The sequence below is a fragment of the Flavobacterium columnare genome (genome assembly GCF_014844295.1).
Classification (GTDB): Bacteria; Bacteroidota; Bacteroidia; order Flavobacteriales; family Flavobacteriaceae; genus Flavobacterium; species Flavobacterium columnare.
This window is the reverse complement of record NZ_CP054494.1, coordinates 2,078,688-2,098,602: the sequence shown is the minus strand read 5'-3', so window position 1 is coordinate 2,098,602 and position 19,915 is coordinate 2,078,688. Positions and strand designations below refer to the sequence as shown.

At 34.2% G+C, this 19,915-nt stretch carries 21 protein-coding genes; 6 read left to right on the top strand and 15 right to left on the bottom strand.

From position 1 onward, the window contains the following. Positions 1-31 precede the first annotated feature (31 nt). The 15 genes from HUE53_RS09165 to HUE53_RS09095 form a co-directional block, all read right to left on the bottom strand. Positions 32-1,474 (bottom strand): complex I subunit 4 family protein, encoded by a 1,443-nt coding sequence (locus HUE53_RS09165; RefSeq protein ID WP_014164165.1) that lies wholly within the window; start codon positions 1,472-1,474, stop codon positions 32-34. 12 nt (positions 1,475-1,486) lie between these two features. Further along, positions 1,487-3,370 (bottom strand): NADH-quinone oxidoreductase subunit L, encoded by a 1,884-nt coding sequence (nuoL, locus tag HUE53_RS09160; RefSeq protein WP_192188429.1) that lies wholly within the window; start codon positions 3,368-3,370, stop codon positions 1,487-1,489. Between the two features lie 6 nt (positions 3,371-3,376). Then, a complete protein-coding gene (nuoK, locus tag HUE53_RS09155; RefSeq protein WP_041253135.1) occupies positions 3,377-3,697 on the bottom strand; it encodes an NADH-quinone oxidoreductase subunit NuoK in 321 nt (106 codons plus the stop codon). A 1-nt stretch (position 3,698) separates the two neighbouring features. After that, positions 3,699-4,208 (bottom strand): NADH-quinone oxidoreductase subunit J family protein, encoded by a 510-nt coding sequence (locus tag HUE53_RS09150; protein WP_014164162.1) that lies wholly within the window; start codon positions 4,206-4,208, stop codon positions 3,699-3,701. Between the two features lies 1 nt (position 4,209). Then, positions 4,210-4,746, bottom strand: coding sequence for an NADH-quinone oxidoreductase subunit NuoI (gene nuoI / locus HUE53_RS09145; RefSeq protein WP_192188428.1), 537 nt, complete (start codon positions 4,744-4,746; stop codon positions 4,210-4,212). Between the two features lie 6 nt (positions 4,747-4,752). Beyond that, a complete protein-coding gene (gene nuoH, locus HUE53_RS09140; protein WP_192188427.1) occupies positions 4,753-5,790 on the bottom strand; it encodes an NADH-quinone oxidoreductase subunit NuoH in 1,038 nt (345 codons plus the stop codon). A gap of 3 nt (positions 5,791-5,793) precedes the next feature. Further along, entirely contained in the window at positions 5,794-6,822 is a 1,029-nt protein-coding gene (locus tag HUE53_RS09135) for a 2Fe-2S iron-sulfur cluster-binding protein (RefSeq protein WP_065213779.1), read from the bottom strand. Positions 6,823-6,922: 100 nt separating this feature from the next. Beyond that, positions 6,923-8,290 (bottom strand): NADH-quinone oxidoreductase subunit NuoF, encoded by a 1,368-nt coding sequence (nuoF, locus tag HUE53_RS09130; protein WP_088466307.1) that lies wholly within the window; start codon positions 8,288-8,290, stop codon positions 6,923-6,925. A gap of 4 nt (positions 8,291-8,294) precedes the next feature. Next, positions 8,295-8,834, bottom strand: coding sequence for an NADH-quinone oxidoreductase subunit NuoE family protein (locus tag HUE53_RS09125; RefSeq protein ID WP_077225466.1), 540 nt, complete (start codon positions 8,832-8,834; stop codon positions 8,295-8,297). A 4-nt stretch (positions 8,835-8,838) separates the two neighbouring features. Then, the gene (locus HUE53_RS09120; RefSeq protein ID WP_014164156.1) at positions 8,839-10,074 is read right to left on the bottom strand and encodes an NADH-quinone oxidoreductase subunit D; all 1,236 of its coding nucleotides are present in this window, start codon (positions 10,072-10,074) and stop codon (positions 8,839-8,841) included. 15 nt (positions 10,075-10,089) lie between these two features. Next, positions 10,090-10,611 (bottom strand): NADH-quinone oxidoreductase subunit C, encoded by a 522-nt coding sequence (locus HUE53_RS09115; RefSeq protein ID WP_065213785.1) that lies wholly within the window; start codon positions 10,609-10,611, stop codon positions 10,090-10,092. A gap of 1 nt (position 10,612) precedes the next feature. Continuing rightward, positions 10,613-11,164, bottom strand: a complete 552-nt coding sequence (locus HUE53_RS09110; protein WP_065213786.1) for an NADH-quinone oxidoreductase subunit B — start codon at positions 11,162-11,164, stop codon at positions 10,613-10,615. 80 nt (positions 11,165-11,244) lie between these two features. Next, complete coding sequence (locus tag HUE53_RS09105; protein ID WP_014164153.1) at positions 11,245-11,610, bottom strand: NADH-quinone oxidoreductase subunit A; 366 nt, start codon at positions 11,608-11,610, stop codon at positions 11,245-11,247. A 155-nt stretch (positions 11,611-11,765) separates the two neighbouring features. After that, on the bottom strand, positions 11,766-13,313 hold the full coding sequence (locus HUE53_RS09100) for an Rne/Rng family ribonuclease (protein ID WP_014164152.1): 1,548 nt from the start codon (positions 13,311-13,313) through the stop codon (positions 11,766-11,768). A gap of 338 nt (positions 13,314-13,651) precedes the next feature. Next, a complete protein-coding gene (locus HUE53_RS09095; protein ID WP_014164151.1) occupies positions 13,652-13,960 on the bottom strand; it encodes an HU family DNA-binding protein in 309 nt (102 codons plus the stop codon). 131 nt (positions 13,961-14,091) lie between these two features. Here HUE53_RS09095 and mutY point away from each other — a divergent pair, with 131 nt between their 5' ends. From mutY to HUE53_RS09065, 6 genes are all read left to right on the top strand, one after another. Next, positions 14,092-15,123, top strand: a complete 1,032-nt coding sequence (gene mutY / locus HUE53_RS09090; protein ID WP_014164150.1) for an A/G-specific adenine glycosylase — start codon at positions 14,092-14,094, stop codon at positions 15,121-15,123. A 42-nt stretch (positions 15,124-15,165) separates the two neighbouring features. Next, positions 15,166-15,588, top strand: coding sequence for a single-stranded DNA-binding protein (locus HUE53_RS09085; RefSeq protein WP_014164149.1), 423 nt, complete (start codon positions 15,166-15,168; stop codon positions 15,586-15,588). A gap of 2 nt (positions 15,589-15,590) precedes the next feature. Beyond that, the gene (gene gldD / locus HUE53_RS09080; RefSeq protein ID WP_041253134.1) at positions 15,591-16,154 is read left to right on the top strand and encodes a gliding motility lipoprotein GldD; all 564 of its coding nucleotides are present in this window, start codon (positions 15,591-15,593) and stop codon (positions 16,152-16,154) included. Between the two features lie 164 nt (positions 16,155-16,318). Then, a complete protein-coding gene (locus HUE53_RS09075) occupies positions 16,319-17,728 on the top strand; it encodes a TolC family protein (protein WP_041253299.1) in 1,410 nt (469 codons plus the stop codon). 16 nt (positions 17,729-17,744) lie between these two features. Beyond that, entirely contained in the window at positions 17,745-18,698 is a 954-nt protein-coding gene (locus HUE53_RS09070) for an HlyD family secretion protein (protein WP_077225469.1), read from the top strand. An 18-nt stretch (positions 18,699-18,716) separates the two neighbouring features. Beyond that, complete coding sequence (locus HUE53_RS09065; RefSeq protein WP_014164145.1) at positions 18,717-19,886, top strand: ABC transporter permease; 1,170 nt, start codon at positions 18,717-18,719, stop codon at positions 19,884-19,886. Positions 19,887-19,915: the final 29 nt, after the last annotated feature.

Genomic DNA, 19,915 nt, shown 5'->3' with positions numbered 1-19,915 from the left:
AGACTTTCAAATCTAAAAACAAAATCTCAATTTAATTTATATTATTAATTTTTAAAACTATTTCTTTTAATGTTGGTGTAATTAAATCATTGATTGGTTTAGGATATAAACCAAAAAATAATAAAACGACAATCAATACAACAAAAACAGTAATTTCCTGTACCGTTACAGCGGCAAAAGACTTAGCATTTACTTCACCTAACATTACATTTTGAAACATTTTGAGCATATAAAAAGCACCTAATATAATGGTTGTACCAGCCACCACTGCAAATCCAATATTTACATTATAAATACTATATAAAGCGGTAAACTCCCCTATAAAATTAAATGTAGAGGGTAATGCTACTGATGCTAACATAATAATCATAAAAAGAGAAGCAAACTTTGTATCTTGTATACGAATCCCTCCCATATCAGCAATTTCTTGTGTATTAAAACGTCTTTCAATAACTTCCGCAGCAAAAAACAAACCTACTACTACAAAACCGTGTGCAATCATTTGTAATACAGCACCCCTCAAACCATCTAATGATAGTGTGTAAGTTGAAGCCGCGATTAATCCAACGTGCGCTAATGAAGAATAAGCTAATAATTTTTTTAAATTACGTTGCTTTAAAGCTACAATGGAACCGTAAACCACACCAATAATACTCAATCCTAGTAATATATTGATCATTCCTTTAGCTGCTATTGGTGTTAATGGCAATTGCCAACGAATTACACTATACAATCCCATTTTAAGCATAATACCTGACAACAACATAGTACCCACAGCAGGTGCTTTCTGATATGTATTAGCTTGCCAAGTGTGAAATGGAAAAATAGGTATCTTAATAGCATAGGCTAAGAAAAAACCTAAAAATATCCAAAACTGCTCTTTTTCTGTTAATTTAATAGCATATAAATCTATTAACAATAAGGAACCTGCTTTTTGGAATAAATACACAAAAGCAGCTAACATAAATAAGGAACCCGCTAAAGTGAATATAAAAAACTTCATGATAGCGCGTTTACGTTCTTCCACATCTCCATTGCCCCATAATAAGGCAATAAAATAAATGGGCAATAACGCTAATTCCCAAAAAATATAATACACCAGCCCATCCGCACTTAAGAAAGTTCCTACCATGGCAAAGTTCATAAAAACAACTAATGAATAGAACACTTTGCTATTTTTAAATGAATTTCCAAAAGATGAATAAACAATTATTGTTGTAAGTGTAGTTGATAACAAAATCATAACTAACGATAAGCCATCCACTTTTAACGCTGCATATACATTAGGATATTCAATCCATTGTTGAATAAAACTAGGATTTATACCTCTTTGAAAAACATTCAAGGTATAAAAAGAAAATACGGTGGCAGCTAAACTAAATGTGAGAGCTACCATTTTTGCCAACTTATTTCCTGATAAATAAGTAGCAACTGATCCGAATAATAATAAAACAAGTAAAAATGATACGTTCATTGTACTATCGTATTAAAGTAAAAATATATAAACCAAAATCGAAGATAGTCCTATCACAAAAGCTAATAAGTAAACCCCAATATTTCCATTTTGAATTAATTTTCCTTGATTTGCTAATAATTGAGCTGTTTTAGCAAAACCTAATATTATTTCTGAAATAATTACTTCAGTATATTTTCTAAAGAAATGAGATAATTGATAAATAGGTTTCACGATAACCGCTTCATACATTTCATCTACATAGAACTTATGATAAGCAACTTTGGCAAAACCTTGTAACTGCTCATCTTGAACAGGTACTCCTTTTTTGGCAATATATTTTGAATATGCTAAATAAATTCCAACTAAAGCACCTACTGTAGCAATTGCCATTAACATATATGCAGTACCATCTAAATGATGTGCCTCATGTGCTTTGTGGAATAAAGGCGCTAAATAATGCGATAACCAAGTGCTACCAGGTAAGTTGATGGCACCACCCACTACAGCTAAAGCTGCTAAAATCATCAAAGGAATAGTGATTAACTTTGGACTTTCGTGTAAATGTTTCTTTTGTGCTTCTGTTCCTCTAAATTCGCCAAAGAAAGTCAAATACATCAATCGGAACATATAGAAAGCAGTCATTATTGAAGAGACTGAACCCACTACCCATAAAGCTTTACTACCATGGAAAGCGGTCATCAAGATTTCGTCTTTTGACCAGAAACCAGCAAAAGGAAAAATACCTGAAATGGCTAAGGTAGAAATCATCATGGTCATATACGTAATAGGCATCACTTTTTTCAAACCACCCATGTTGCGCATATCTTGCTCACCATGTAAAGCGTGAATAACTGAACCCGAGCCTAAGAACAAACAAGCCTTAAAGAAAGCATGTGTAATTACGTGAAAAACGGCTACTTCATAAGCTCCTAAACCTAAAGCTAAGAACATTAATCCCAATTGAGAAACGGTAGAATAAGCCAATACTTTTTTAATATCGTTTTGTACTAAACCAATAGCTGCTGCTAAAACTGCTGTTGCAGCACCTATAATAGCAATGATTTGTTGTACCGATGGTGCTAAATCAAACACGAAGTTCAAACGCGTTACCATAAAAATACCTGCGGTAACCATGGTTGCAGCGTGGATTAAGGCCGAAACTGGCGTAGGTCCCGCCATCGCATCAGGTAACCAAGTATATAAAGGCACCTGTGCTGATTTACCAGTTGCTCCAATGAATAAGCATAAAGCGGCAACCGATAATAATCCAGCATTTTTAACTGCTAATCCTTTTTCAAAAATACCATTAGCGATTTCTGAATATTCTAAACTTCCAAAAACAAAAGCTAAGATGAAGATACCAATTAATAAACCTAAATCTCCAACACGGTTCATAATGAATGCTTTTTTAGCAGCATCATTATACTCTTGGTTTTTATACCAAAATCCGATAAGTAAATAAGAACATAATCCTACACCTTCCCAGCCAATGAAAAGAATCAATAAGTTGCTACCCATTACTAACATAATCATAAAGAATACGAATAGATTTAAGTATGCAAAAAACTTATGCATATTCTCATCGTCATGCATATAGCTTGCGGAATACATGTGAATCAATGTACCAATACCCGTTACGAATAGTAACCATAATACGGATAATTGGTCTAACAAGAACGAAAAGTTAATGTTGAATTTTTCCAAAGAAATCCATTGGAATAAATCAATTTGCACTCCTTTTCCAGTCGATTGGATTAACGTGAAAAAATACGTGGTAGCAAAGAAGGAGATTAAAATAGATAATGTTCCTAACAGTCCTACAAATCCTTTACCTGCTTTTTTACCCCAAAATATATTGGCTAAAAATCCAAATAAAGGCGCTAACAATAATACTAAAGCTAAATTTTTTTCCATTAGTATTTATCCTTTTAAATTCTTTAAATTATCTATATCAATCGAGCCTGTGTTTCTGAAAATAGAAACCAAGATAGCCAATCCAACAGCTACTTCCGCAGCAGCAACGGCCATGGAGAAAAATACAAAAACTTGTCCTTGTGCATCTTGATGATAGGTTGAAAAAGCAACTAACAATAGGTTAACCGCATTCAACATAATTTCAACCGACATAAACATAATAATCGCATTACGACGGTACAATACCCCGAAAGCTCCTATACTAAACAGCAACACTGCTAAGTAAATATAGTTTTCAATTCCTATTTGTGATAAAATATTCTCCATCTTATTGAACTGATTCATCTTTTTTAGACAATAATACCGCACCAATCATAGCTACTAATAACAATACAGAAGCAAATTCAAACGGTACCATATATTCATTTAACAATACTTTACCCAAAACTTTGATAGATTGGAAATCAGCTCCTGTGTTTTTATACTCCTGAATTTTAGGCATAGCCTTTACAAAAGTAGCTAACAACACAAAGCATAATAATCCAAATGCAAGTGTAGCGGATATTTTGGATAACATATCCTTATTAGGTTCATTTTCTTTGTTCAAGTTCATCAACATGATGGTAAACAATATCAAAACCATGATAGCACCAGCATATACAATGATGTGTACTAAGGCTAAGAATTGCGCATTGAATAACAAGTAATGCCCACCAATGCTAAAAAAACACAATACCAAATAAATGGCACTATGGATAGGATTTTTGCTCACTACAGTCATGAAACCAGTAGCAAGAGTAATCGCCGCTAAAATATAGAAAAGTGTAATTATCGACATTTTAGTTTGTTTTTGAGTTCTTAATTGCCATATCTAATGGCATTACCAATTTATCTTTTCCGTAAATAAAGTCTTCACGGTTTGATGCTGATTTTACAATCACTTTTGATTCTGTCAAATAAATCGCATCTTTAGGACAAGCTTCTTCGCATAAACCACAGAAAATACAACGCAACATATTAATTTCATACGTTGAAGCATATTTTTCTTCTCTATACAAATGCTCTTCTCCTTTTTTACGTTCGGCTGCTGTCATGGTAATTGCTTCTGCTGGACAAGCTACGGCACACATACCACATGCCGTACAATTTTCACGACCTTGCTCATCGCGTTTCAACATGTGTTGTCCACGATAAACAGGACTGAACGGGCGTACTTGTTCTGGATACTTAATGGTAACCTTTCTTTTGAACAAGTGACGAATCGTTGTAAACAATCCTTTCACAATCGCAACCAGATACAAGCTTTCCCAGAAAGTCATCTTTTTATTAGAGACCTCCTTTTTTCTGCCTGATAATGAAATATTTTCTATTGACATCTCTCTTTACAATTTATCAGCTAATACAATCACAATTCCTGTTATTGCTACATTGGCAATCGCTAAAGGAATTAACATTTTCCAACCTAAATTCATCAACTGGTCATAACGGAAACGAGGAATAGTCCAACGAACCCAGATATAGAAGAAGATGAAAAATAATATTTTAGCAAACAAAGCCATGATTCCGATAATGTTCGCAGCATTTTGCCCTAAAGCTTCTGCAACCATATCCATGAAAGGATAATTGTATCCTCCAAAATATAAGATAGAAATAATAGCTGAAGAAACAAACATAGCCGCATATTCACCAAATAAATAGAATCCCATTTTCATAGATGAATATTCTGTGTGGTGCCCACCTATAAGCTCCGCCTCACATTCCGCTAAGTCGAAAGGCGTTCTATTCGTTTCGGCAAAAGAACAAACTAAGAAAATAATGAACCCTAAAGGTTGGTAAAACACATTCCAGTTCATACCATGTTGTTGGTTGGCAATTTCTCTCAAACTTAAGTTGCCATTCATCATAATTACTGCAATAATGGATAATCCCATAGCAACTTCATACGAAATCATTTGCGATGATGCACGTAAAGCAGACATTAAAGAATACTTGTTGTTTGATGCCCATCCACCTATCATAATCCCGTAAACGCTGATAGATAAAACAGCAAATACGTATAAGATGGACACATCTAATTCAGCCGCTTGAAGAATTACCGTTCTACCAAAAATTTGAATAGAATCACCCCAAGGTAAAACAGCACTTGTAATTAATGCCATACTCATAGAGATAGCAGGCCCTAATATGAATAAGAATTTATTAGGCGTATCAGGCATAAACTCTTCTTTGGCAAATAGTTTTAAACCATCCGCTAAGGGTTGTAAAATACCTCCTTTACCCGCACGGTTAGGACCGATACGGTCTTGCAACCAAGCTGCAATTTTACGTTCTGCTAACGTTGTGTACATAGCGGCCAACATAGTGATGGCAAAAACAGCTACGATGATAATTCCTTTTTCTATAATTAATGCTTGTTCCATTGCTTATTGATTTGAATTATCGTTGTTCTCTAAAGGAACATTGGTCATACTAATTTTTTTACGGTCTTGCTCACGTCCAAACAAAATCTGATTTTCTGTTTTGATTTCTACTTTTGGAGCATTAAGCGCATATTTATTACGGTTGATAACCGAGAACTTTTCGAATTTACGAGGGCCTTCAATTGTCCAATCGCTAACTTCTTTTTTGTCAAAACGACATGTATTACAGATAAATTCTTCTACTTCATGGAATTCGTCTTTACGACCAGTTACACGTTGGATTTCATTACCAAACATCCAAACTGTTGTTTTTCCGCAACATTTGTCACAATCTCTGTGTGCATCATAAGGTTTGCTAAACCAAACACGTGATTTGAAACGGAATGTTTTATCTGTTAAAGCACCTACTGGACAAACATCAATCATATTTCCTGACATTTCATTGTCGATAGCTTTAGAAATACAAGTTGAGATATTTGCATGATCCCCTCTATCCATTACCCCATGTACACGGTGATCTGTTAATTGGTCAGCAACTGCCACACAACGTTGGCATAAGATACAACGATTCATGTGTAATTGAATGTTTGGACCGATATCTTCGGGTTCAAACGTACGTTTTTCTTCAATAAAACGCGTTTCCGATTTACCGTGTTGGAAACTTAAATTTTGCAAATCACACTCACCCGCTTGGTCACAAACAGGACAGTCTAAAGGGTGATTGATTAACAAAAATTCCGTTACCGATTTACGTGCTTCTTCCACACGAGTCGAATTTTTACTGTTCACTTCCATACCGTCCATAACACCTGTTACACAAGAGGCAACAAGTTTAGGCATAGGAGTTGGGTTTGCATCACTACCTTTGGTCACTTCCACCAAACAACAGCGACATTTACCACCAGTTTTTTCTAACTTCGAATAATAACACATCGCAGGGGGCACACTCTCGCCTCCTATCATACGAGCCGCTTGCAGGATAGTTGTTCCTGGTTCGACTTCTATCGATTGTCCGTCTATGGTTACTTTCATATTATCAGCCCCCTAACCCCCAAAGGGGGGAATCGGGAAATTAAAATTAATATTATCTATTCTCCTTCTCCTCCCCTTTGGGGAGGTTGGGAGGGGCTCTTTATACAGTTTGCTTCGCTACTAAATGTCTTACTTTTTCGAAAGGCTCATTTACGTAGTGGTCTCTATTTTTAATTTTTTCAGGGAAACGAACGTGGTACTCAAATTCTTCTCTAAAATGACGAATCGCCGCAGCCACCGGCCATGATGCCGCATCACCTAATGGACAAATCGTGTTTCCTTCAATTTTAGATTGGATACTCCACAACAATTCGATATCTTCTTCTCTTCCTTGTCCGTTTTCAATTCTCCAAAGGATTTTTTCTAACCATCCTGTTCCTTCACGACATGGGGTACATTGCCCACAAGATTCGTGGTGATAGAATCGAGAGAAATTCCAAGTGTTACGAACAATACAAGTAGTATCATTGTACACTATAAAACCTCCTGAACCTAACATGGAACCTGTAGCAAATCCTCCATCAGATAAGGATTCGTATGTCATTAAACGGTCGTCACCATTGGCAGTTTTGTAAATTAAATGCTGTGGTAAAATTGGCACCGAAGAACCACCAGGTACTAACGCTTTTAACGGTCGGTCATCCATCATTCCGCCTAAATATTCGTCAGAATTCATGAATTCTTCTACCGAAAGACCTAATTCAATTTCGTAAACCCCAGGATTTTTAATATGTCCAGAAGCTGAAATCAATTTAGTTCCTGTAGAACGACCAATACCTATTTTAGCGTATTCTTCCCCTTTATTCAAAACAATCCAAGGCACCGCAGCAATAGATTCTACATTGTTTACTACTGTTGGATTTGCCCATAACCCTGAAATGGCGGGAAATGGGGGTTTAAGACGAGGGTTTCCTCTTTTACCTTCTAACGATTCGATTAAAGCAGTTTCCTCACCACAAATGTAAGCTCCTGCACCACAGTGTACGTGTAAATCTAAATCGTATCCAGTTCCTAATATATTTTTTCCTAACCAACCCGCAGCGTAAGCTTCTTTAATCGCTCTTTCAAGCGTTTTGAAAACCCACATATATTCTCCACGGATGTAGATATAAGATAAATTAGCGCCCAAAGCATACGAAGAGGTAATCATCCCTTCGATTAATAAGTGCGGAATGTATTCCATTAAGAAACGGTCTTTGAACGTTCCTGGCTCCGACTCATCGGCATTACAAACTAAATGACGTGGTTTTCCTGATTTTTTGTCAATGAAGCTCCATTTCATCCCTACTGGGAAACCTGCTCCACCACGACCACGAATTCCTGAAGTTTTTACTTCTTCAGTAACTTCGTCAGGGGTCATTTGTTTTAACGCTTTTTCCACCGAAGCATAACCTCCATTTTGACGATATACTTCGTAGGTTTTAATACCTGGAATATTTATTTTTTCTAATAATATTTTTCTTCCCATAGTATTATTTATCTAACATTTGTACTTTACCAGCTTTACAATCGTCGATAAGCTGGTCAATTTTTTCTTTCGTTAAATGTTCGTGATAAAAATCTCCTAACTGTAACATAGGAGCATAACCACAAGCACCTAAACACTCTACACCACGAACTTCAAATAATCCGTCTGCAGTAGTTTCACCTAATTTCACACCTAGTTTATCGCAAGTGTAATCCATTAAATTTTCTACACCACGAGTCGCGCAACAAGAGGTTTGACAAAATTCAAACATATATTTACCAATAGGTCTTCTGTTGAACATGGTATAGAAAGAAACCACTTCGTAAACTTCCACGGGTTTGATTCCTAAAATCTCCGCTACTTTGTCTTGCAACGCATAGCTCAACCAATGGTCGTGTGCATCTTGTACTTCATGTAGTACAGGAATTAAAGCCGATTTACGTTTGTCCTCTGGATAATGACTAATTAACTCATTAATACGAGTCATTAGTTCAGGCGTAATATTTATTTCTTGTTTATAATGGGTATAATCGTGTTTTTCCATAGCATTAAGCGTCTAATTCTCCAGCAATAACATTCAAACTTGATAAAGTAGCAATAGCATCTGATAGATTTTGCCCTCTTACCATATCGATATATGCTTGGTAATATATAAAACAAGGTCTTCTAAAGTGTAAACGATATGGGGTACGGCTTCCATCAGTAACTAAATAAAAACCTAACTCACCATTTCCTCCTTCAACCGCTTGATATACTTCTGTTAATGGAACTGGTACTTCGCCCATAACAATTTTGAAATGCCAAATTAGCGATTCCATTGTAGTATATACATCTTCTTTTGGAGGTAAGTAATATTCAGGAACATCTGCATGGAAAGGTCCTTCAGGCATTTTTGCTAATGCTTGCTTGATGATGCTGATACTTTCCCAAACTTCTGCGTTACGCACACAAAAACGGTCGTACGTATCTCCTGATTTTCCAACTGGAATATTGAATTCGAAATCTTCGTAAGACGAATAGGGTTGTGCTACACGCACGTCATAATCGATACCCGCGGCACGTAAATTTGGTCCAGTAAATCCGTAGCTCATGGCTTTTTCAGCAGAGATAGGTCCCACATTGATGGTTCTATCCATAAAGATACGGTTACGGTTTAAAAGACTTTCAAACTCTGCCCAAACCGCTGGAAAATCCGCTAAGAAAGCGTCAATTTTTTTCCAAACTTCAGCAGACCAATCTCTTTCAAAACCACCAATACGTCCCATATTGGTTGTTAAACGAGCACCACAAATTTCTTCATAGATTTCGTAGATTCTTTCACGGTATTCAAATACATAAAAGAAACCTGTCATGGCTCCTGTATCAACTCCTAAAATCGAGTTACAAATAATATGGTCTGCAATACGAGCTAACTCCATTACAATCACACGCATGTATTGTACTCTTTTAGGAACATCTATCCCTAAAGCTTTTTCAACCGTCATCCACCATCCCATGTTATTGATAGGCGATGAACAATAGTTCATACGGTCTGTCAATACATTGATTTGGTAAAACGGACGATTTTCTGCAATTTTTTCAAAAGCTCTATGAATGTATCCTACAGTACCTTCCCCATCAATAATTCTTTCTCCATCCATCAATAAGATGTTTTGAAAAATACCGTGGGTAGCAGGGTGTGTAGGTCCTAGGTTTAATATGGCTAGTTCGCTACCATCTTCGTTTCTTCTTTGTTCGATGATGCTAGCGTAACGCTCTTCTGGTTTTAATAATAACTCTGACATTGATTTTCAGTTTTATTAACAATTATGAGTAGTTCTTCCAAAGAAACGGTCGTCTTTATCCGTACGTCCACCATCTTCAAGTGGGAATTCTTTACGCATTGGGAATACGGTCATTTCATCCATATTTAAAATACGTTTTAATTGAGGATGTCCTTTGAAAGTAATTCCGTAGAAATCGAACGTTTCGCGCTCTTGCCAGTTAGCACCTAAAAACAAAGAAGTAACTGAGTCAATTTCAGGATTGTCGATAGGAAGAAAACATTTGATGCGGATACGAACACCATCAATCCAGTTGTGCATGTGATACACAACGCCTAGTTGACGATTCGCTTCATATTCTGGATAATGTACACCACAAAGATCCGTTAGGAAGTTGAAACGCAAGGTAGCGTCTTCTTTTAAGAATTTCATAACTTCTACAATAGCATCAGAAGCTACTTCGAAAGTCAAAATATCATGAAGTTGAACAAATTCAGATACTTTTAATCCAAATTGGTCAATTAATTTTTGTTGAATAACAGCGTTCTCTAATGCCATATTATTTGATGTTATAAGAACCTAATAATTCTTTGTATTCGTCAGAACTACGACGGCGAACCGATTCATTTTTTACAATTTCTTGCAAACGCATAATTCCGTCTAAAATTTGTTCGGGTCTTGGTGGGCATCCAGGCACATACACATCTACTGGTATTACTTTATCAATACCTTGTAAAACAGAATACGTATCAAAAACCCCACCAGAAGAAGCACAAGCCCCTACCGCAATAACCCATTTTGGTTCTGACATTTGCTCATATACTTGACGTAAAATAGGTGCCATTTTTTTTGAAATAGTCCCCATTACTAAAAGCATATCCGCCTGACGAGGCGAGAAACTCATACGCTCCATACCAAAACGTGCCACATCGTAATGCGCACCAGCTGTTGCCATGAATTCGATACCACAACAAGAAGTTGCGAACGGCAAAGGCCATAGTGAATTAGCACGAGCCAAACCTACCACATCGCTTAATTTTGTAGCAAAAAAACCCTCACCAGCATATCCTTGTGGTGGCGCTACAGTTGTATATTTTGAAGAATCACTCATTTCAAATTATTTTGAATTTTGAATTTTGAATTTTGAATTATTCATTTATAATTTAAAATTCATCATTTAAAATAAATTTTTTACTCCCACTCCAGTCCTTTTTTCTTGATTACATAGTAGAAACCGATTACTAAAAGCAGCATAAAAATCCCCATTTTAGCCAGTCCGTCTACCCCCATTTCGCGGAAATTTACTGCCCAAGGATACATAAATATTACCTCGACATCAAATAACACGAACAAAATAGCAACTAAGAAATACTTTACTGAGAAAGGAATACGCGCATTCCCTATTGATTCAATACCACACTCGAAGTTTTTATCTTTATTAGCCGAATGTCGTTTGGGACCTAACAATCCTGAAATAAAGATAGTAGCTCCTACAAATCCAACAGCTAGTCCTACTTGCATTAGAATAGGTATAAAATCCAGTTGATTTGATTGCATAATTATGATAATTAATCCAAGCTACAAAGATAAGGGCGTAGGGCGAAATATCAATTTTTGTAGAAGAAAATCGACTAAATAACTGTTATTTTTATTCATTCTAAACAAATTTATAAACACAAAAAAACCGCTTAGGGATCTAAGCGGTTTTTTCATTAATCTTCTACAGGATTTCCAGTTTCATCTAAAAACCTATATTCCAAATACGTGTATGCGTCACGCGGTATAATTTTAACCCATTTTTTATGTTCAAAAAACCATTTTGAACGTATAGATGGAAAACCTTTTGTAAGGTAAGCAGCAATAAATGGATGCACGTGCAAACGCACCTTTTTATACTTCTTAATAATTCTTTCCAACTCAGAGGCTATTTTATCTACTATAACGATAGGAGCATCAATTTCTCCTTTTTCATTATTTGGATCTTCCTCTCGAGTCTTAATACTTACCTCTGGTCGAACACGCTGGCGCGTTATCTGCACTAGACCAAATTTGCTTGGAGGCAAGATTTTATGTTTTGCTTTATCATCACTCATTTCTTCTTTTAAGAAATCAAATAAAACTTTACGGTTATCTGGGTTTTGCATATCAATAAAATCGACTACAATAATCCCTCCCATATCACGAAGCCTCAACTGTCGTGCCACTTCCGCAGCTGCAATTAGGTTAACTTCTAAAGCGGTATCTTCTTGAGAGGTTGCTTTATTTGATCGGTTTCCGCTATTTACATCAATGACATGCATAGCTTCTGTATGTTCAATGATCAGATAAGCACCTTTGCTCATCGAAACAGTTTTACCAAAAGAAGTTTTTATTTGACGTTCAATCCCGTATTTTTCAAAAAGCGGAATTTCTCTTGAATTATAGAGCTTAACGATTGATTCTTTCCCAGGAGCTATTTCTTGCAAATATTCCTTAGTTTCTTGCAACAACTGTTCATCGTCTGTTAATATTGAGGTAAAAGTATCATTAAAAACATCTCTTAGAATAGAAGACGCTCTGTTTAATTCACCTAATACCCTAGAAGGATGATGAGCCGTTGGAATTCGTTTACACATTGCAGACCACTTGTCTAACAAATTTTGTAAATCTTTGTCAATTTCAGCTACTTTTTTGCCTTCGGCTACTGTGCGAACAATAACCCCAAAGCCTTTTGGCTTGATGGATAATACCAAACGTTTTAACCGTTCTTTCTCTTCTTTTGAGTGTATTTTTTGTGAAACAGACACTCTTTCTGAAAAAGGGACTAAAACGATGTATCTACCCGCTAAGGATAACTCAGAACTAATTCGAGGTCCTTTGGTAGATATTGGTTCTTTTACAACTTGAACTAAAATTGATTGATTAGCATTTAACACATCTGTTATAACACCATTTTTATCAATTTCAGGTTCAAACTGAAACGTTTTTAGGAAAAAATCGTTGAATTTACCTGTGCATACTTGTTTAATAAATTTCAATTGAGAAGATAAATTAGGCCCTAAATCATGATAATGTAGAAAAGCATCTTTATCAAAACCTAGATTAACAAATGCGGCATTTAATCCTGCCACTGGTTTTCTAATTTTTGCAATGTAGATATCCCCTACCTGAAAGGCACCCGAACTATCTTCGTCTTTATGTAATTCTATTAGTTTTCCATCTTTTAATAAGGCAAAATCTACAGCACTTTCACTTGATCTAATAATTAGTTCTTTATTCACGGCGTAAATTTTTATCCCAACTTTTTGGCAATAGGAAATAAGCAAAAACGCTTACAACCTGTAGCTAATTGTAAGGATGGATTAAACATTTCTTTTACAGGAATAAACCCGTAGGATTTAAGATTTAAATTTTAGACGCTGATTTTAGAATCTTTCTAAAACTAACAACCCTAAATCTCATTTTCAATGAACGTTTAAAAAGAAAAAAGTAGTTTAAGAACTACTTTTTCTTTTTATGACGATTAGCTCTCGCTCTTTTTTTACGTTTGTGAGTCGCTACCTTATGTCTTTTTCTTTTCTTACCACTTGGCATAACTTTGTTGGTTTTATGTTAATAATTATTTCGATTCTTCTAATACTTCTACGTTAACTTTTTCTTTTACACCTTCAACAAATACTTTTGCAGGTTTAAAAGCTGGGATGTTATGAGCTGGAATTTTGATAGTTGTATTTTTTGAAATATTTCTACCTGTTTTTTCAGCTCTTGTTTTGATAATAAAACTTCCAAATCCTCTCAAATAAACATTATCACCTGTTTCTAACGAATTTTTAACTTCGTCCATAAAAGACTCTACTGTAGCCTGAACATCTCCTTTTTCTAAGCCTAATTTATCAGCAATTTTAGCTACGATATCTGCTTTTGTCATTTTATATAATAATTAAGTTTATTGCATTTTTTTGAGTTTGCAAATATAGAAATAAAAAAAAGAATAATTCAAGTATAATTGATTAAAATTTAATCACATAAAGAATTATTTTTGCGTACCAATTTAAGAGCATGAATTTTAGCAATATAATTATAGCTTGGTACCAGCATAACAAAAGAGATCTTCCTTGGCGCAGAACAACAGATCCTTACTTGATCTGGCTATCCGAGATAATTTTACAACAAACCCGTGTGGTTCAAGGTCTTCCTTACTACTTAGCCTTTACAAAACAGTTCCCTAAAATACAAGATTTAGCAAAAGCTGATGAAGAAGAAGTTCTTAAATTATGGCAGGGTTTGGGCTATTATTCCAGAGCGAGAAACCTTCATACTACAGCTAAATACTTAACAGAACAAAACAATGGTTTATTCCCTAACAACTACCAAGATCTTCAAAAACTAAAAGGAATTGGTGAATATACAGCTGCTGCTATTGCCTCTTTTTCATACAATGAATGCGTCCCTGTAATAGATGGCAACGTATATCGAGTAATTGCTCGTTATTTTGGCTTGGATCTAGACATTAGTTTATCTAAAACGAAAAAATCTTTTTTTGAAATGGCTTCTGAGGTTATTTGCCCTAATCAACCGGCTCAATTTAATCAAGCCATTATGGAATTTGGAGCTCTACAATGTATTCCTCAAAATCCAAATTGTGCTATTTGCCCTCTACAAAATAGCTGTTATGCATTAAGCACAAATAACATAGCCAATCTACCTGTTAAAACAAAAAAAACAAAAAAAACCAATCGGTATTTTCACTATTTACTTATTATTGATCAAAATCAAAAAGTACTATACCAACAAAGAACAAAGAAAGACATTTGGCAAAATTTGTATGAATTACCTCTTATTGAAACGTCTAAAAAAGAAGAAGCAAATGAGATAAAAAATTATATCTCGAAACAATATTCCAATATTAAAAGAATAACTCTTTTAGAACATGAACAAATAATTCACAAACTCTCTCACCAAAATTTAGATATTAATTTTTGGAAAATAGAAATTAATGTACAGCATAAAGTAGGTCTGTCTTACCATGAATTGAAAAAGCTCCCAACCCCTATTGTCATTTATAATTTCTTAGAAAGGACTCCATATTAAATTTTTAACTATATTTGGTATTATTAAATACTATAAGCCATTATGAACGGTACATTAAATAAAGTGATGCTAATTGGGCATTTAGGAGATGAAGTAAAAATGCACTATTTTGACGGGGGTAACTGTATAGGTCGATTTCCACTAGCAACAAACGATATATATATTAACAAAACAACTGGAGAAAAAATAACTTCTACCGAATGGCATAATGTTGTTGTACGAAATAAAGCTGCCGAAATTTGTGAAAAATACCTAACAAAAGGAGACAAAATATACATTGAAGGACGTATCAAATCCAGACAATGGCAAGCAGAAGACGGATCTACAAAATACACAACTGAAATACAAGTAACAGAATTTACCTTTTTAACTACAAAAAAAGACTCTGAATCGTTTAAAAATTCGTCAGAAACACCTAAAAGTGCTAATTTTGACAACCCAATAGAAAACGATTTACCATTTTAAACATGAATAAAAACATAAAAAGGCTTTTATCTGCACTCATAATTTGTTTAAGCATAACGAGTTGCAAAAATGACATTATGCCTAAACCTAAAGCCTATTTAAGCCTAGAATACCCGAACCCTCATTATATCAACTTCAAAAAAGCTTGTGGGTATGATTTTCAATACAATTCATTAAGCACAATAAAAGATCAAGGTGAATGTAATTTTCATATTGATTATCCTAAATTAAGAGCTACTGTCTATCTAAATTACCGCCCTGTACAAAACAATATCGAAATTCTTTTACGCGATGCTCAAAAGTTAACTTATGAGCATGTTGTCAAGGCGGACAACATTACTGAACAGCCTTACATTAACTCTGAGCATAAGAAATTTGGCATGTTTTATGAAGTTGGAGGCAACGCCGCCTCCCAATCTCAGTTTTATGTAACTGACAGCACTAAACACTTCTTAATGGGATCTATTTATTTTTACGCAAAACCTAATTTTGATTCCGTTTTGCCAGCAGCTCACTACATCAAAAATGATCTAAAAATTTTAATGGAAAGCTTAAAATGGAAGTAAGAACTAACGACTCTCTTTTTTAATTTTTAAAAACGAACTTCTACCGCTATAGTATCCTTTTTTTTGTAAAATTCTTTTTCAAACATTTGTTTATCTTTTTGATATATATCAAAAGATTTCATTTTTTTTAGTTAAAACTTTGCAGTGTAAATCAAATGAAAAAAATGGAACATTACAAGAAAATCATTTCTACATTGCTTTTGTTAATTCCTCTTATCCTTAATGCTCAAACAGCACCGAGCCTTGAGACGCTAATTAACGAAGCTCTAAAAAGAGACGCATCAATAAAAAATCAAGTTTTAGAATCCAAAACGATTGCATTAAATCAACAAAAACTTAAGGATATATTTTTACCCAAGGTAGATATATCGGGAAAAGCGGGATATCTTAACATTACAAACATATCGCATTCTAAAGCAATTAATATTGCTCCTATCAACCCAATCTTTCCTGGAATAACAGTTCCAGAAGGAGCTTTAGACAATAATTTTAATTTATCAGGATTTGAAGGAGCAGCAAAAATTGACGCAAAAGCTCTTATTTATTCTGGCGGAAAAATAAAATATTTAAAACAGGCTCTTGAAGAAAAGAACAGAGCAATAATAGCACTTAATACTAAAAACGAAGACGAAGTAGTCACTCAAATCATACAATCTTACGATCAATTTGCTTTACTAGTTGAATCAAAAAAGGTCTTGAATGAGGGGCTAAAAAGATTAGCCGCTAATAAAAAATTAGCAGAGAAAGCATTGGGCTATGGACTGATAACAAAATATGATTATCAAAAAATAGATTTAGCCGAAGCAACACTCAACTCAAAAATAGTTGAATACGAAGGTAAAAAAGACCTATTAACGGCACAATTACATATTCTAACAGGTATAGAAACTGAAAAAATTGCTCTAATAGAACCTATACTTCAAAAAATAGATTACGCTGTTTTAAACAATAATATTGATAATCGAGCAGAATTAAAAGCTCTGAATCACGGGATGAAAGCCATAGATTCTAAAATAAAAGCTGATAAAACTTGGTGGATTCCAAAAGTTCAAGCTGGTACATCTTTATCTTACTTAGGGTTTTATAATGGCCATCTATCTTCGTCAAAAAATTTATTTCCAAATATCAATAATAGCAAACTAAATCAGGATTTAACCAACAAACATCTTTTCCCTATATTCCGAGTTGATTTAGGTTTTAAATGGGAGATTTTTGACGGGAACGAGAGTAGTCATGAAATAGAAAAATCTAAAATTGAGAAAGAAGTTTTGGAAAACAAAAAGTCAGACACTGAAAGAAAATTATTATTAAATCTAGCGAACAATCAAACAAACTACAATATAGCTAACGCACAAATAGGTCTAAGAGCAAAAGCAAAAGAAATTGCGCAAAGCGCTTTTAATCAAGCGGAAAAAGAATTTAAATATGGCTTGATAAAATCCAATCAATTAATTGAAGCAGAAAACGATTTACAAATGGCTGAGCTAGAATATCAAACATCTATTTTTAATCAGAGAAGAGCCGCAATAGAACTGATGAAATCAACTCAAAGCTTAGATATTCAAAAATTTTAAAATCAAACTTATTATAATGAAAAAAAATATCATAAAAACATTAGCTATTATTAACTTATGTACACTAATAGCCTGCAATACCCCTGTAAAAGAAATAGAAGGTAAAACTAAAAAGGAAACAATTTCTTTTGCTCCAAAAGTTACTGGCAGAATTTTAAAAATATATGTTGAAGAAGGACAAATGATACATGCAGGCGACACATTGGCTCTTTTAGATGTACCCGAAGTATCTGCAAAGATTGCACAAGCAAAAGGAGCAACAGCGGCGGCAATTGCACAGGCTCAAATGGCAAAAAACGGCGCAACATCTGATCAATTACTTCAATTAAGAGCTAAACAAAAAGGACTTTCTGAACAATTTGAATATGCTAAAAAATCATATAACAGAGCTCGAAATATGTTTAATGATAGCTTAATGGCTCAACAACAATACGACGAAGCATTTGCCAAATACCAAGGTGCTAAAGCACAATTAGACGCTGTTAATGCCGAATTACATGATGTTGAAATTGGCACAAGAATTGAAAAAATAAGCATGGCAGAGGGACAAGCTTCACAAGCAAAAGGAGTCTTACAGGAAGCCAGTGTAGCATATTCTGAACGCTACATTATAGCAACAAATGCTATGGAAATTGAAACAATATCTTTAAACGTAGGCGAGTTAGCAACTGCTGGATACCCTTTATTTAATGGTTATATCCCTAACTCAACATTCTTTCGTTTTACGATACCAGAAAGCAAAATATCTCACTACCAAAAGGGTATGAAAATCAATATAGCGTCTACTTATAGTGATCAAAAATTTACGGGAAACATAGTGGCTATAAAACAACTGGCTAAATATGCTGATATTACAACAGCGTACCCCGATTATGAACCAGGAGAAGCTGTTTATGAAATAAAAGTTATACCAACGGATCGAGTAAAACTAAACAATCTTTTAGTAAATTCAAGAGTTACTTTAAAATAATCTTAGCATCTAAAAAATATGACACAGTTAAGATATTTATTAAAAAGAGAGTTTCAATTATTCATAACCAATAAAACAATACTTTCTGTCTTTTTTATTGGTCCTCTTATTTACGCATTATTACTAGGTTTTACTTACCAAAAGGGAAAAATTACAGACATCCCTGTAATGGTAATCAATCAAGATCAATCTCCTATGTCCTATCAGGTAATTGAAATGCTGGAAGATAACAAAACAATTAAAGTTTTGAATTATGTAAACGAACCTTATAATTTAAAAGAAGAAATAATAAAAACCCAAGCAAGTGCTACTATAATTATACCTAAAAGATTTGAAGCGAATATTCTTCAAAAAAAATATCCTGAAATAAATGTGTATTTCAACAACTCTAATGTTCTAACGTCTAATTTTGCTTCAAAAGCCATTCAGTTAACACTAGGTACATTTTCCGCTGGTGCAGAAATAAAATCGTTTCAAAGAAAAGGAATGAATTTTAATCAAGCCAAAGAAAACATAGAGTCTTTTAAAACTAATTATATTTCATTATTTAATACTACAGGGAATTACCTTCTTTTTATGTGGCCTGCTATAATGGCCGTTGTATTACAACAGGTAATTCTTTTAGCTATGGCAGTTACTTTTTCGGAAGAATTTAAAAGAGATTCCTTTGTAAGAGATTTTACGGGAAAACATAAATACCCTATTTTGGTAATGTTTATTAAATGTTTACCTGTTTGGTTATTTTCGTATCTAAACATTTTTGTGTTTTATCTCTGTGCTTTGTATTTTAGAATACCTATTCCTGATAACATTATCAATTTCTTTTTACTAACGAGTGCATTTATAATTGCCACAACTAATTTAGGTGTCTTTTTTAGTATATTAATACCTGATGCTCTTAAAGCAACACAAGTTTTGATGGTAATAGCATCTCCCGCATTCATCATTAGTGGTTTTACTTGGCCAAGTAATGCTATGCCTGTATTTATAGAAAATTTTAGTAAAATAATCCCTCTAACACCTTATTTGGAAGCAATGAAAATTATGGTGATAGAAAAAGGGCCAAACTATTTAACTTTAAAATTTTTCTGGCATTTATTCATTTTAGGTTTAGTCTTTTTCCTTCTAGGATGGATGGTTTTAAGAATAAAAATCAAAAAAATATTTAAAGACCTCAACATTTCATAATTTTTTCTCATCGTAACACAAATTACATC